The 15,684-nt window shown below is 43.1% G+C and carries 12 protein-coding genes and 1 pseudogene; 5 read left to right on the top strand and 8 right to left on the bottom strand.

Annotated features, from left to right (window positions below):
• Nucleotides 1-33 precede the first annotated feature (33 nt).
• A protein-coding gene (locus tag KJS57_RS10060) for an IS3 family transposase (RefSeq protein WP_213654671.1) occupies nucleotides 34-1,178 on the top strand; the annotation gives its coding sequence in 2 pieces (ribosomal slippage) (nucleotides 34-307 and nucleotides 307-1,178; 1,146 coding nt in all).
• A 1,813-nt stretch (nucleotides 1,179-2,991) separates the two neighbouring features.
• On the opposite strand, the gene KJS57_RS10055 is transcribed toward KJS57_RS10060, so the two are convergent.
• Entirely contained in the window at nucleotides 2,992-4,008 is a 1,017-nt protein-coding gene (locus tag KJS57_RS10055; protein ID WP_213654670.1) for a carbohydrate-binding protein, read from the bottom strand.
• Between the two features lie 124 nt (nucleotides 4,009-4,132).
• Nucleotides 4,133-4,690 (bottom strand): TetR/AcrR family transcriptional regulator, encoded by a 558-nt coding sequence (locus KJS57_RS10050; RefSeq protein WP_213654669.1) that lies wholly within the window; start codon nucleotides 4,688-4,690, stop codon nucleotides 4,133-4,135.
• 167 nt (nucleotides 4,691-4,857) lie between these two features.
• Here KJS57_RS10050 and KJS57_RS10045 point away from each other — a divergent pair, with 167 nt between their 5' ends.
• Entirely contained in the window at nucleotides 4,858-5,778 is a 921-nt protein-coding gene (locus KJS57_RS10045; protein ID WP_244861471.1) for a DsbA family protein, read from the top strand.
• Nucleotides 5,779-5,885: 107 nt separating this feature from the next.
• A complete protein-coding gene (locus tag KJS57_RS10040; RefSeq protein WP_213654668.1) occupies nucleotides 5,886-6,239 on the top strand; it encodes a putative zinc-binding protein in 354 nt (117 codons plus the stop codon).
• A gap of 12 nt (nucleotides 6,240-6,251) precedes the next feature.
• Here KJS57_RS10040 and levB read toward each other — a convergent pair whose 3' ends face one another.
• The 5 genes from levB to KJS57_RS10015 all read right to left on the bottom strand — a co-directional run bounded on the left by levB (nucleotide 6,252) and on the right by KJS57_RS10015 (nucleotide 13,797).
• Nucleotides 6,252-7,775: a 2,6-beta-fructan 6-levanbiohydrolase gene (gene levB, locus KJS57_RS10035; RefSeq protein ID WP_373316818.1), complete on the bottom strand. Its 1,524-nt coding sequence runs from the start codon at nucleotides 7,773-7,775 to the stop codon at nucleotides 6,252-6,254.
• A gap of 124 nt (nucleotides 7,776-7,899) precedes the next feature.
• Nucleotides 7,900-9,369 carry a levansucrase gene (gene sacB / locus KJS57_RS10030; protein ID WP_213654667.1) on the bottom strand — a complete coding sequence of 490 codons (1,470 nt, stop codon included), beginning with the start codon at nucleotides 9,367-9,369 and terminating at the stop codon, nucleotides 7,900-7,902.
• A 132-nt stretch (nucleotides 9,370-9,501) separates the two neighbouring features.
• A complete protein-coding gene (locus KJS57_RS10025; RefSeq protein WP_213654666.1) occupies nucleotides 9,502-10,785 on the bottom strand; it encodes an ABC transporter substrate-binding protein in 1,284 nt (427 codons plus the stop codon).
• 23 nt (nucleotides 10,786-10,808) lie between these two features.
• Nucleotides 10,809-12,008 (bottom strand): response regulator transcription factor, encoded by a 1,200-nt coding sequence (locus tag KJS57_RS10020; RefSeq protein ID WP_213654665.1) that lies wholly within the window; start codon nucleotides 12,006-12,008, stop codon nucleotides 10,809-10,811.
• A 4-nt stretch (nucleotides 12,009-12,012) separates the two neighbouring features.
• Nucleotides 12,013-13,797, bottom strand: a complete 1,785-nt coding sequence (locus KJS57_RS10015; protein WP_213654664.1) for a cache domain-containing sensor histidine kinase — start codon at nucleotides 13,795-13,797, stop codon at nucleotides 12,013-12,015.
• Between the two features lie 163 nt (nucleotides 13,798-13,960).
• Between KJS57_RS10015 and KJS57_RS10010 the strand changes: the two genes are divergently transcribed.
• On the top strand, nucleotides 13,961-15,343 hold the full coding sequence (locus KJS57_RS10010; protein ID WP_213654663.1) for a VWA domain-containing protein: 1,383 nt from the start codon (nucleotides 13,961-13,963) through the stop codon (nucleotides 15,341-15,343).
• Nucleotides 15,344-15,395: 52 nt separating this feature from the next.
• On the top strand, nucleotides 15,396-15,554 hold the full coding sequence (locus KJS57_RS10005) for a hypothetical protein (protein ID WP_213654662.1): 159 nt from the start codon (nucleotides 15,396-15,398) through the stop codon (nucleotides 15,552-15,554).
• 25 nt (nucleotides 15,555-15,579) lie between these two features.
• Here the strand turns inward: KJS57_RS10005 and KJS57_RS26830 are convergent.
• A pseudogene (locus KJS57_RS26830) lies at nucleotides 15,580-15,666 on the bottom strand (SF0329 family protein); the annotation flags it as partial.
• Nucleotides 15,667-15,684: the final 18 nt, after the last annotated feature.

Raw genomic sequence — 15,684 nt, 5'->3', positions numbered from 1 at the left:
AGATATGGAGACAACCTTGGAGGTGTTTTTGCGTTGGCAACAAGAGTAAGTTATCCATTAGAAGTTAAAATGAAAGCTATTGAAATGAGACTGGCTGGTATACCGGTGAAGGAAGTCATGGAGCAGTTAAACATACGAAACAAGACACAATTGAAAACTTGGATGAGATGGTATCGGAGTGGGGAGTGGAACCGGTTAGAGCAGCCCGTAGGTAAACAATACAGCTATGGCAAAGGACCCGAATATACTTCGGAGTTAGAGAGGGTAAAAGCCGAAAACCGGTTTCTGAAACAACAATTAGATCTGCTAAAAAAGTACAGAGAACTGGAGAGGAGGTTTCGTCAAGGATCGTAGTAGAGTGGGTCGAGTCTGTTCGGAGCGAAGTTAGTGTGAAGCAAGCGTGTGAATGGATAGGAGTTCCTCGCGCCACTTATTATCGTTGGAGGGCCGAATATGAGAACCAACCTGAGAACCACATGGTAGAGAAAATTCGCGAACTATGTATACAGCATAAATATCGTTATGGATACCGAAAAATAACCGCCTTGCTTCAGAGAGAGGATAAGGTAAACCGCAAACGCGTGCAGCGGATCATGCAGCGTGAAGGGCTGCAATGTCGTGTCAAAGCCAAGAAACGGAAACCTACTGGGCAACCAGCACATATCGCAGACCATCTGTTAAAGCGACTGTTTGAAGCCGAGGCACCTATGCAAAAACTCGTAACGGACATTACCTATTTGCCGTTTGGTGGGAAAATGTTGTATCTGTCGAGTATTTTAGACTTGTTTAACGGAGAGATTGTGGCATACAGTATAGCTGACAAGCAGGACACTACATTTGTGCTAGACACACTCCGTCAGTTGCCATCTCTACGAGGCGCAATACTCCATAGCGATCAAGGCAGCGTCTACACATCCCAGGCGTATCAAGAAGCTGTAAAGGGAAAAGGCATTACCATGAGCATGTCCCGCAAGGGTACGCCCGCTGATAATGCCCCCATCGAATCGTTTCATTCCACGCTAAAGTCTGAAACGTTCTATCTCGAAGGTTTAACCTGTACGACGACGGCAATCGTCGAGCAGACCGTTCGAGACTACATCTTTTACTATAACTCAATTCGCATTCAAACAAAACTAAACAACCAGTCACCGGTAGATTACCGACGACTGGCTGCCTAAACTTGTAAGGTGTTTTGATCCCTGTCTCACAAACGGGGGTCAGTCCCAATGCCTTTAATGAAGCTTTTTTGTTAGCGGCAATTAAATTTAACACCAAATATTCCTCTAATGCAGAATCCGCATTAATCTTATAGCCGCTCACCGTTACTGTTTGGGGTACATATTCTTTATTGCCTTCATTGATTTGTTTTTGTGTATTTTCTTTCAGTCGTTCAATCAAATCATCGCTGTTTGTTGAATTATCGACGATCGAAGAATCGGGAGCGTACTCCATCCCGTTTTCCGGCTCAACTAGCCCCCCATTGCTATGATCCCTCGTATCCTGGTTTTGTAAAAAACCGTTCCATTTTTGTTTATCCCATGAAAATACTAAGGTTGTACCGCTAATCGCGGTTCCTTTCACCCTATAGGGGATCAGTGCAAATCCATCTTTGTCATATTCGATATTATCTTCATAAATGAGGTCCCGCTCCAAAGTGGTCACTTCATCAATTGCAATCAACTTAATTTTCTTAGGTAAATCATCTATGGTTTGAAAACCCGAGTAATATAATTCATGTAATTCTTTCATTCCGGTTACAAGAGTCTTTGATATATTAAAGGTGCTGACTGCAGGACTGAAGTTGGATTCATTTCCATTTTCATCAACAGCCGTCACATAATACTCGCCTTGAACCATCATGTTCTGAGCAATCGTTGCTTTTCTTCTGTAATCATCCGGTTCATCACCTACAAATAGCAACCCTTGATCACCATCTGATCCAAAATCTTGGAATTCCGTATCCGTCACCGTTCCAACTAAATAGGGATCCGCATGTTTATATCCTTGCTCCGCCCCATTGATCTGTTCAGAATTATGCATGGACATCACATTATAAACATTATATTTCTTAGCTCCCTTCACTTCGTTCCAAACTAACTTAAACCTTCCTTCGGCATCAATTTGATAGTTAGCGTTCGGTGATTGTAATGGGGACTTGATCGTAAACGGAATAATCATCGGATTTTCCAACTTAGTCGGTGTCTTTGCATCTAGATCATAACGGATACAAATATAATAAATAGGGGCATTCCCCCATGAGTTTTCTTTATTCCTGGTAGAATCTAAAGAGGTTAGTACGGGGTCAAAAGAACTTACAGTTAACACACTCTGACTAGCGCTGGGATCCTTCACTTCTTCATATGTAGATACTTCACTTTCATACAAACACTTTGCATCGGTATGTACAGTCACAATATTTTTTTTAAATCGATCGACATCATCTTGTGTAAACAGTTCAGCAATCTCCTCCTCACTATGAGGAAAAGCATCTGTATTATAAATATTTGAGTTGAATTTAAATGTAAAAACCTGATTGAATTTCACGTTATACATCGGTGTTAAGTACTGTGGTTCTTCTTCCTTATACTTCTTTTTTAAATCCGACACCGTTGTAAGCGATGAATTTACCGGTGTTTCCTGTGACTTTTGCGGTTCTTGAGTTTCTCGTGATTCTGATAGCTTTTGCTCTTTATCCGGGTTTTCAAAATTGTTTCCTTCGCAGCCCGATAAAATAAAAACAATAACTAAGATTAGGCCAAATAACCTTTTCAATTCCCCACACTCCTCAATCAATAATGCCCTATTATATCAGATATTGGAAATACAGACTAGAAAGATGGTGAGCCTCCTCTTGGCTATGTCGTTCCGATTACTTCGGACAAAGGTCTCATCTTCTATATTTTCTGATAAAAAAAACAAAGAGCATGGGTTATGCAAGCAATGATCTGCTTGGTAACCCATGCTCTTCTATATTAACAAAGCCGCTGCACCTTAATTCTTACCTCCGTAGCCCTTGTAGGTAGCATAAACTGCATTAGCATATTGATCCGCCAGGATCGGACGGCCATATGAATCCGTTGCTCCCGGATACCAATTGTCTCCGCCGTTATAGTGTAAAAATCCGTTATAGATATTTCCAAATCTCGTTATCTTCTCATTTAAAATCAACGCGCCTAGATAAACCTGATCTTGTTCACTGCTATGATTATACGTACGGCCAAATTTGGAGCTGAATTGAGATAAATACGCATTGCGTGTGTTCGGTTCTACCTGCATTAATCCGTCGCCGGCGGATGGACTACCCGGTAAACCTGCTCCAAAGCTGCTCTCTTTTTTGATAACCGCACTTAGCAATAAAGCAAAATCTCCGCCTTTACCGTAGGCATTGTCCGCATTCATAACATAAGTCCAGATATGAGTTGGAACCTCGGCAGGCTTTGTTACTCCGGGAGATGGTGAGCCCGTATAAATCTTAACTGATGACATTTTATCATTGACCGTATTGCCAACCCAGGAGGAATCCGAGGTATAGGTCCACTTTGTTCCTCCAAAATTATCATTCTCATAGACTTCAACCGTCCAGCCGCTTGGAACCTTGAGAGACGACATCCAGTCATTCGGAATTCCGTTTGCGTTCAACTGAGATAGTGTATAGTTGCCTACCCCGAGCGTCACTGCTTTTCCTCCATAATTTATATCCGCATAAAATATTGCTCCGTTCGTTGCCGGTGGTGTGACGGGCGGTGTAGTTCCGCCGCTTCCGCCCTTCTGCCATAAGGCAGGGACATTGGACGGCTCCCAACCTACGAGGGAAGTATGTGCCTGAAGACAGGTATAAGTGCTTCCACTATAGGTTACTGTGTCATTTACTGCATATGCGGTATTTGGAGCCCATGCTCCTCTAGCGGCTGCGTTCACTGACGGTAAGGCTGCAAAAAATGTGGATAGAAATACTGCTAAAACGACCAAAAGTGATAAGGGTTTAAATGAATGCCTGTTACTAGTCATTTTCAAACCTCCTTGTTTTGGTTTGTCTGCAGCCCGTCATTTAGACATGCCACAGGTTTTAACTGTACTACGATTCCATTTTATTTCCACATTTTAAATTAATTCCATAATTATTGTTTTGGAGCTATTCTCCGATCCCCTTCTGAATATAAGGAATTACTAATTTAATAAAATCCTCGGGAGACTTCTCCTTACTATCTCTTCTCCATTCTACAGAAGCCCCGTAAATTCCCCAGCTTAATAGGACAGCTGTAACTTTTAGCGCTTCATCCTCATCATTTCTATTTTGTTTGAGCAACATTTTATAGAAAATAATTTCAAGCTGTTCTCTAATAATACGGGTAATCGAATCCTCATAAGCTCTATGGCAACGATTGGATAGCGACTTTTGAAAACTGGTAATAGCTTTAAAAATACTAACAAGGACTTCCTCATTTAGCTCTTCATGTTGATAGAAGTCATAATTCAATTGGACGAGCAAAACTTCCGATAAAGCTTTTTCTAATAAGTCGTAGATATCTTCAAAATGATAATAAAAAGTTGCACGATTAATATTGGCTTCTGTAGTTATATCCTTAATGGTAATATCCTTGAATTCCTTTTTCCCTGAAAGCTCAATGAAAGAATCCATAATTAATTTGCGGGTGCGCTGCACTCGGGGGTCCGTCTTTGATTGCGTCATTATGTCAATACACCTACTTTTTAAACAATTTTCAAAATGTGTTGCATATCCGACAAATCCACAGAACTATTGGTGTTGATTATTTTAATTATGATCTAAGCTTCAATTACTGGCAAATACGATGCACGCACCTTTTACAGGAATTAATGAGAGATGAGGGAAATGATATGAACAATAATATGATTTGCGATATCAATACAGGAGTATGTGGAGAAGTTGGCGAGGAAGTCATGGAGATTATCGATTTTAATCAACCTCAAAAAGCGATTCATCTTTATTATGTTACCGATCCGATTTGCTCTCATTGCTGGGCTCTGGAACCGGTACTTCGTCGCTTTGAACATCAATATGGACATTATTTCAAGCTTCATACCGTTATGGGTGGGTTGCTCGAAAAATGGCACGATGGCCCCATCGATCCTGCCAACGGAATTTATAAACCAGCCGACGTTGCTGTTCACTGGAGAGAAGTTGGAGAACATTACAGAATGCCCATTGACGGGACTTTGATGATCGATAATCCGGTTCAGTCCTCCTATCCGCCCTCACGTGTATTCAAGGTAATCCAAAAGTATCATTCCGATGCAACAGCGTCTGAATATTTGCGCCGCTCAAGAGAAGCACTTTTCGTATTCAATCAGAATATTTCAGATAATCCCGTGATGATTGAAATCGTAAACAAACTTGGTCTTGATGGAGAAGCTATTGTGAATGAAGCCGAGCAATCAGTCAGTCAACAATTATTGGAGGAAGATTTTGCGCTAGCCAGGAGCTTAGGGGTCAGAGGCTTTCCGACCATTATCATGACCAATGAGGAGAATAAAGGCGTGAAAATCGTTGGCGGTCGTCCGTTGGACTACTATATTAACGGTTTAAAACAAGTTCTTAATGAGGAAGAACTGCAGCCTAACCCACTCCCTTCCCTTTCCAGTTTGCTTGAAAAGGAAAAACTTCTATTTTCCAAAGAAATTGAAGTCATGTATGATGTTGAACAATCAGAAGTCCACCATTTTATTGAAAAAGAGCTTTCGCCAGATCATTATCAAGCGAATGAAATTTTAGGGGAGTCTTATTTTACATTTAAATAAAAGTAACGGTAGGCCTATAGATAAATACAAGTGACCCCCCTCACAATTCAATCCGTAAACTCGGGCTATACTGACAATTACTTTATTGAATTGGAGAGGGATAGCTAATGAGAAAAAATGATCTGCCGCTTGTTTATTCATGTTCCGGATGTTCCTCGGCTGCACAGACCGCGAACCGGATTGCGATTAAGATGGATCGGGAAATGATCGCCGAAATGTCCTGCATCGCCGGTGTCGGCGGTGACGTAACACCGCTTGTCAGAACAGCCAAGTCGGGACGTGACATTATTGCCATTGACGGTTGCCCGCTGGCCTGCTGCAAGAGCTGTTTAGCCAGACATAACGTGGAACCTAAGCATCATTTTGATTTATCGAAATTCGATGTGCCCAAACGTCTTGGAGAAGACCCTAACCCTCAGCATGTCCAGAACGCCTATGAACAGATTCTTGAACACATCTAGTAATGTCCATTTTCACTTAAAATGCTTAATCACAACATTGTTAAAAGCGGCGGTACCGCCTTCCGTGTACAAGGTAATTCCTTTGTCATGACTATCAGGGAAAATCAGATTCGAAAATGCGATTTCCCCCTCATCTACAAATACTTCAATGCTTGTTCGATCCACAAGAATCTTAAGGTGGTGGACCTTCTTGTTACTCGCATTAAATGGCGCCTTGCTTTCAAGGTATTTCCCGCTTTGATCGGGCTGACCTGTAGACGCTCTGTTCACATAAGAATATTGTCCTTGAACAAAAAGCCCCACATCTACATGGCGGGTTCGATCTGCCGATTCGCGAAGTCTGAATCCAACATTTTTGATCTCTGACCATGATATATCTGCATCGAGCTGATAGGTTTCCCCGGTAAAATCAAGTGTCTTGTGACCATTGACTTGTATTTGTTCGATAGAGTCTATTGAACCGACTCGTTGCTGTAATGCATCAACAGGCTGAGACACCAGGCGATATTTGTGATCCGCACTACGTGTTAATTTAATCTGTCTTACCATGGAATCCGTCCCGTTAAACCCTTCTTTAAGCGTGGGTGTATTATGAGGGTAGTCCCAATTATTCATCCAGGCCATAGCATAACGATGGTCGTATTTATCACGGCTCCCCCCCTCTTCAAACGTTACAGCGCCATACCAATCAAACCCATAATCCAGCCATTGCGGCTCTTGTTGATCCGTGCTGAATTTCTTCCCATCGAAGTCTCCAATCCAGTAGGCATAGGTGTTTGGTTGTCCGGATGATTTCCCATTGGCGCTGGCTCCAAGAATCCATTTCATGGAACCATCATCCGCCCGCATCATGTAGAGGTCGGGGCACTCCACAATTCCTATATTTTCGGTAACAAAGCTGCTTGTATAATGCCATTCTTTTAAATTGCCGGACTCGTAAAAGCCTACCTTCGTTCCTTCCGCAAGGGCCATCACCCATTTATGAGCCGCCTGATCCCAGACAATCTTCGGATCCCGATAATCTTTCACGCCCGGATTCGCCAGAACAGGACCGTTACCATAAGGTTTAAACGTCTTCCCCCGATTCGTACTGTACCATAGATATTGTTCTTGCTTCCCGCCATTACCCGAGGGCTGTGTCATAATCGCTATAACCGTTCCTTTACCAAAGCCAGCCGTGTTAGCCTCGTCAACAACTATGGACCCCGACCAAGGATCGCCATTGGGGTTGGTGTATTTAGGAATGGCAATCCCTTCATCATTCCAATTCACCAAATCTGTTGATGTGGCATGACGCCACTCCGTTCCGTTTCCATCTGGATAATCACGATTGTAGAGATAATAGTAATGATACTTGCCATCCAAATAAACCGGCTTCTGAGGGTCATTCTTCCAGTGATCCGGGGTAGTGAAATGGTAGGCGGCCCGATAACTTGGCTCAGGATGAGGAATCGCTGCCCCTTCCTTTGCGTTCTTACCTGCTTCATTAGTCAAGAAGCCTAGCAATACCAAACAACTTATGCCAACGAAGATCATAACCGCTCTGTTCTTCATTTTCTTATTTATGTACAAGAAAACACCCGCTTTTATGTTGGAATTCTTCATGTGATATAAACAAAGTAAATGCCAATATAGACATCGGCATTTACTTTGTTATTCATTATTTGCTTGAAATTGTTACTTGCCCTTGCTCCAGAATGCTGTCTTTCACAACGGAAGTCGTCGAACCGGAAATATTCATCAAGAAGCTAGGTGCAAAAGTAGAATGATGATCTTTAAAGAATCCTCTATTTGTCATGTAGCTCGAGATAACCACATTATTGCCCTTTACCTGCGGAATCGCAAAGTGAGCATAAGTCCAGGTCAGATCGTTCGGATCAAGATCTTGGTGAAGGACAAGTCCTGTACCATTCAAAGGTTTGTAAGGTCCGGTTAAAGAACTGGATACATACCCGAGCATATAGATATCTTCGTCATCGATGCCATCAACAAACATTTTGGAACCTCTCGTGCTTGTGAACAGATACCATTTTCCGTTCAGTTTAAAGATGTTCGGACGTTCAATCTCATCCGTTATCGTATTGGAAGCAATCAGCGGCTTCAATTCTTTTTTAAACGTGTAATCGTCATTCAACTCAATGATCCCGAGCGCACCATTCGCAATTTCTGCATTGGTTTTATCCGCGCCTTGCATCAATTTGTTTCTTTCATTTCTGTAGAATGTAGTGCTTCCGTCATAATAAGCTTTATTAAAGAGCGACTCTGCGCCTTGGTAACCTGTTTCGGAACCCGTATTGGCTTCAAAGACAAGATATTTATGGCCGTTCTCTTCGACATAATGCGGATCTCTCAAGGTATGATTATCGTTATAATCTCCTTTACTGAAACCTGTCATATCCAAGGTTTGATACATCTTTCCTTCATTACCGTCATAGATCGATTTGAAATCTTCTACGCCATCAATCTTGAGCGTATCTGTATTCGGCTGGGATACATTGATTTGTGCTGTAGTTAAGGTTTGCTTGCCGTAGAAATTGCGCTCCGGATCCCAACCATGACGGTTCGTATAGAACAAACGAATTTCACCGTCAGAAGTCATCGTTGCAGAACCGGACCATTCTTCGGCTTGATTGTTAAGAATCGTGTCGCCGGGAACGAGCTTGTCACTATCCTTGAACACCCGACCGGCATTCTTCCAGCTGTTAAGTGAATTGTCTCCTGCTTTCTTATAGAACAAGTAGATAAACGTATCCGATCCCCTTGCAGGATCCCCCGCTAACCCAAAAACAATTTCGTATCCTTTATAATTGGCTACCGTTCCGTCCGCATTCTGAAGCGGCCAAGAGTCCCAAACATCCATATCAATTTTATTGCCATTCTCATCGTACTTCACCGCTGCAGGAATGTTCTTAATGGTTGAAGCATCAAATTGAGGTGCTTTAAATTGTGCACTCTGCTGTTGCTGAGGTAATTTCAACATATCAGTACGAGTAATATGTGTGAAACCATAACTTTCCTTGTACTCCCCCATACTATTGCCTTTTGCAAAAGTTTGCGAGCCGCCCCCTGCTAATAAAGCTGCCGTAAAAGTGAAAACTGTGGCTTGTTTCATCATCTTTTTGAAATTCATATCCTAACTCCTTCCTTTGCTCTTTTTTTCTCTTTAGGTCTCATGTCGCTGACCTTCCTTTAAAATTCTAACGGAATGGAGTTAGGACTTGTATGTCGTATATTGATCCATTTACAGGCTTATATTGATTCATTAATATTTATGTTTATTCCTCTGCCACGACTTTTGGAGTTCCTCCAGCAATTGATCCCGGTTCAGTTGCTTTCCTACATAAGCTTGAATAATATAGCCAAACTCTTCTCTCGCCCTGGGCGGAAATTTAAACCAATTCCAGGATAATGTCTTTTGTTCATCGGCATAGCGCATAAGATCATTCACCAGCGGACGCGAAGTATCGGTTCCGATATTTTTAAATGCGGAAATATAATGGAATCGGTCCTTCATAAACTTCTTTCCCTGATCCGACGACACCATCCAGTTTAGAAACTTCTTGGCTTCTCTCTTTTTCTCTGGCGTAGATTCTTTATTTACAGCCCAATTATTAGAAACGCCGATAGGCAGCGCATCATTTCTGGCATCATCGTTAATCGACATAGGTAAGAAACCGATGTTCATCTTCGGCGATCGTTGATCGATTTGAGATTGAACCCAATTCCCTTGTTTCAGGATGGCCGCTCTTCCCGTTGCAAACAACTCTACCTCCGAATTATAGTCTGTTGTCATATAATCCTTGTTCCCGTATTGCAGGGTCAAATCCAGCATTTGAAGGAACTGTTCAAATTCCTTCGTCCCTTGGAACGTTTGAGTTCCGTCGTTTAACCCTTGAATAAAAGCATCCGGGTTATCCATTTGAGCTATAGCAATATTCAGCATGAGTACGAAAAACCAACTATCTGAATACCCAATAGCAAAAGGAGTAACACCTATAGCTTGCAGCTTTTCCGCCGCTGTCTTTAATTCGGTAAATGTTGTCGGCAGAGTGTTGATCCCGGCCTTGGCAAACAAGTTCTTATTATAAATAAAGCCATAACCTTCATAGTTTATAGGCATCCCATAGATCTTCCCGTCTATTGTCATCGGCTCAAGCGCTTCGTCATACACTTGTTCCACCCATGGCTGGTCCGAAAGATCCTCGAGATATCTTTTCCAGGCCCTTGCTTCCTCATAACCGCCATTAGGAAAAATATCAGGCCCCTCATTTGCCGCAAATCTCGCCTTCAATTCATCAAGGTAATCAGCCCCTCCGCCAAAGGTTACAACATTCAGGTCGATATTCGGGTTTAAATGTTCATATTCCTTAACCATCTGCTCGAATTCCACAGAAATCTCCACTTTCGGATTCATTATTTCTAAAGTCGTTGCTTCGTTCGCCGGATGAGGATCAGCTTCTACTGAAGGCTGTTTATCCTGCCCACACGAAGAAAGTGCCAGGGCTAGGAGCCCTGCCACCATCCATTGAATACTCTTGATTCTCATAATCCCTCCTGACGACATTTAGCTTATGAATTGGCTAATCTTCCTTTGTCGTTTACTCCACTTGTTCTCATCTTATTCCGGTATTCCGCCGGCGACAGGCCTACATTCTTTTTGAATAGCTTGGAGAAGTAGATCTCATCTTGATACCCGAGCTTGGATGCGATCGAGAACATCGTCTCCTCCGTCTCAATCAACCACTGTTTGGCTTGATTGATTCGTAAATCCATGACGTAACTGGTCAGGGTCTTGCCGACTTCTTGTTTGAATCTCCGTGAGATATGTTCTCGGCTCAGGAAAAAACGGGCGGATAACTTGTCCAAACTGAGTTCTTCCATATAATACTTATCCACAAAAGCAACGATATCGTTCATGCGTCCGGCATCATCCACTTCCTCCAAACGATGAATTGTTCTAAAGTTTTGCTCGGCCATAGACCTGTAGGCAGCTTGAAAGGATTCTGAGATCTCCTCAAACGATTGGATGGGAGGACCGCTAACCAGACGAACAGGAAGTTCACAGTATCGGGTAATCCACTCCTCCACGGTAGTGATTTGTCCTTTAGTCGTTAGCAGTAGACAGACATTAGGATCATTTTGAAGAGTGAATACATTTCCCCATTCCTGTTCAACCATTTCCTGCGCTAAAAGCTGAATATAAGGTTCTGGATAGTGAGTATGGTAAAAGAAAATCACAGTAAAGTCATACCCGTCCGCCGCCTCAGGGAGAGCCAGTGAAATTTCGCCTTCATCAAAAGATTCACCATTACAAGCAGAGGTCATCTCTCTGTTTAAGCGAAACATTCTTACCTCTTCATAGAAACCCGACTCCATATTATGTCGTTCTTCCTCTTCCTGCTTCCAGGCTGTGACCGCCCCTTCTAAAGTTTCATTGAGCATTTCCTCTTCAATAGGTTTCATCAAATAATCGTAACATCCAAGTTTAAAAGCGGTACGCATGAAATCATAATCATCATATCCTGAGATCATAATTACCTTGCCCGGAAACTGGTTAGCCTCCAACCACTCGATCAGCTCAATCCCGTTTTTCTTAGGCATTTTAACGTCTGTCATAATGATCTCCGGAGATTCCTGAGTAATCAGCGTTTTAGCCTCCAACCCATTTTTGGCTTCCAGAACTTCAGTAATTCCATATTGATCCCAACGCGCTAAAAAACGAATGGTGGTTCTAACATGGGACTCATCATCTACAATAAGAGCTTTCATCCTTTTACATCTCCTTTTGGTAGAGTGGAATCACCAGCCGCACACTGAACCCTTGACCTTGCATCGAATCCAGTATCATTCCCGCTGTTTGGTCGAAATGAAGAACTAAGCGATCATGAATATTTTTTAAACCGATATGTTCAAACGATGGGTTCCCTTCGTGAACGGGTGTGTAGATTTTGTCTTCTAAAGCTTTCAGCGCCTCTGGAGTCAGGCTGCTTCCGTGATTCTCTACAACCAAATGCAAATATACGCCCTGTATTTCTCCATAAACCCGAAGATAAGCGTGTTCAACCCCTTCGTCATAGCAGTGTTTGAAGAAGTTCTCAACGAGCGGCTGCAGAATCATACTCGGAACCGGATTATCCAGAATGTCCTCAGGTATATCGATGGAATAGCTGAAATCGGTCTGAAAGCGTTCCTGTTGAAGTTTCAAATACGCTTGCACATATTCGACCTCACTCCGAACCGTCGCCTTTTGATCCACACGAATCGAGTACCGCATCATTTTGGATAATGAGGTGATGAGTTGATATACTTTGGGAGATCCGGACATCAGGGCAACTGCTGCAATGGATTGTAAAGCATTGAACAGAAAATGCGGATTGATCTGAGACTTCAGCGCCCGATGCTGATTCTTCCTATTCTCGATCTCGAGCTTGTACTCCCGGTCGATGTGGCGATTAATCCGATTCATCATTTCTTGAATATGTCTTTCCAGACTGCCGATTTCATCCTCCCGCTGATCATCGAACCGGACATGCATATTGCCCCCTTCAATCCGCTGAACTTTCTGACTAAGCAATTTTATGGGTCGTGTGAATTTATAGGAGATGATTGCGATCATGATTAAACCGAGCCCCCCCACAATGACACCAACCATGATGTTTCTGTAGGCGGTTTGCCTTACGTCTTCAAACAAGAACTCGCTAGGGGTGATTTGGACGAAATGCCAATTCTTTATCGGTCCCTGCAACGTTCTGGACATAACAATTTCCCCTTCCGGGGATTTAACAACACCGGCTGTCGACGAACTGATTTTACTTCGTACATCCTCCGGCATGATCTTTCCGATCAGCGTTTCCTCACTTGCATAAATGACATAACCATCAGAATCGGTAAGCAATACGACCTCTTTATTATTCCGAACAATTTTTCTGGATAGATTAGCGATCTTGTCTAAATCGATGTCGAACGTAATGATCCCGATAAATTCTTGTGTTAGAACATTCGTAACTTTATGATGAATCGTCACAACCATGGTTTTGTCCGAAGGCGGCATGATGGAAGTTTGGTTATAATTCTCAATTTGATGAGGAGGCTCAATTCGATAGTTCGCTTTAGAGCCCATCAACTTCTGAATGGGAGCTTGCTGAAGGAGATTCGGATTGATCTTGCGGGTACTTAACATGGCGTTATACACCGTAAAAGAACTTTTACCTTCATTGATAAAAAACCGCAATTGTCGAATTTCATTCCTCATTAAATAGAAGCTTCTCATGCCTTTATTGATTTCAAGCTGATTTCGATAAACATCTCCCTCGAACCCTTGTTCAAATACGCTGAACAGATCCGGGTTCCGATATAGAATATAGGAAAGATTTACGATTTCCTCAAAATATTGCTCCAGCTCAGTCGATACCTGCTCCACTTGCTCCTGACTGTTCTGAAGTTCGTGCCGCTCCACATTCTCTTTGGTCTGCTGATAGATCAACCATACAGATAGAAAATATGGAATAATGATGAAAACAAGCAGCAGGAGGATTAAGCGGTTTTGAATACTTTTCACAACATGACTCCTTAATTCAAAATCCAAATTAGTTTACCCTAATGGGAAACAACGTGAAACATGATAATACTTCCAACTAGGAAAGGTCTAAGGACCCTTTCTCTTCCTTTTTAGTGTGGTATTATGAAATTTGATACTTTTTGATCAAGGAGGAAGTATTCCATTGGTTGTAAGAAAAATGTACACCTTAGTTCTGTTGTCATTCTTGTTGCTTGCTGCAAGCGCTTGTTCCTCTAAGGAAAAAGCCAGTGACGCCGATCCGCAGCCGGCCCCATCGCAGAATAACTCCATTGAGACGGCGGAGCAAACCGGCCCGAAGGATTCAGAGGATGGAGAGGACTTCCGTCCCTACCAAACCGAGGATGTCATGGAGCGGCTACTGCTTGCCCCGGGCAAATTCAGCGGAGAACAATATGATGAAGCGGAAGTAAAGCGATGGATTGATCAATTCCCGGAAGGAAAAACGGCGGAGGAATACTACGCCCGCCTGCTCGCCTTGGTCGCTGAGGATTATCGGCCGTATCATACGCTTTTCAGCCAGTACGATACCTCCTATCAGGACGCAAGCGCCATACCTGAAGAAAGGGAACAGTCTGGTTCCCCGGGAAGCAAACAATTGAACGTTCAAATTTTATTCGATGCGAGCGGGAGCATGGCAGGGAAAATCGGCGGGGAGACAAGGATTGATCTGGCCAAGGACGCCGTAAATAGCTTTGTTGCCGAGCTTCCCGAGAACACGAATGTGTCTCTGCGCGTATATGGCCATAAAGGAAGCGGGAAAAACAGCGACCGTGAGCTGTCCTGCAGCAGTACCGAAGAAATCTACGCCCTGGCTCCTTATCAAGAGGAAAGCTTCGGAAAAGCGCTGAATCAGTTTGCTCCGGCTGGCTGGACCCCTCTCGGCGCTTCCATCGAAGCCGCGCATGATGATCTGCAATCCTACACGGGAGAGAACATCGAGAACATCATTTACATCGTAAGCGACGGAATTGAAACCTGCGGCGGCGACCCGGTCGGTGCAGCCAAAAAATTAAACCAGTCGGCAGCAAAAGCGATTGTCAACATTATCGGTTTTGACGTGGACGATGAAGGACAGCAGCAGTTGAAGCAGGTCGCCGAAGCCGGAATGGGCAAATACACCACGGTGCGGACAAAACAGGATATCGAAGACTTTTTCAAAAAAGAGAAGCATCGCCTGATTGAGGAATGGTTTGCCTGGGAGTCCGAAAATGTGGGTCAATATTTTCAATCCGAACAAACTCGTGTCGATGAAATGTTTGAGAAAGAAAAAGAAATGATCGAGCTGGTTTACAGCGAACAGGAGCATCTGGACACGCTCTCCAATTATGTTGATGAGAAATTTGATGTCAATGGCAGAGAGATAAGAGATTATACCCGCAAATTGGGATTTGCATTAAGAGAATATGCCCGGAAAACCGCCTTCGGACTCAGAGAAGAACTGCGCGACAAAGGGCTCGAGCATCGGAATGAGGTTCGGGATCAAGGCCTTGAAGAACGCCAGGATCTTCGAAACAGCGGGAAATAAAGCCTATAAATTGTCTATTAACGTTTAACGTTTACAATGGGGGGGCAAATTCATGGGGGCAAATAATAGACCTAAGTTGACAGTTATTAAAGGGAAATTGAATCAGCAAAAAGGAGCGGATGAAGAAACTCGCCGCCCCTTTTGGTTTCGGATTCTCGAAGGGATTCTTATGTTTTTTGTGAGAATTATTAGTTGGATTCGGCATCTGTAAGCTCCCCAACCACGGGGATCCACCATCACAACGTATTCCGCCGCAATTCATAAAAATACTGCACAATCGGATGCTTTAACTTTATTTTCTGGGACATGTTTATGATCCGCTCGCCGCTCCATGTAAATGA

The sequence above is a fragment of the Paenibacillus vini genome (assembly GCF_018403325.1).
Lineage (GTDB): Bacteria > Bacillota > Bacilli > Paenibacillales > Paenibacillaceae > Fontibacillus > Fontibacillus vini.
This window is presented reverse-complemented; position numbering and strand designations above follow the sequence as displayed.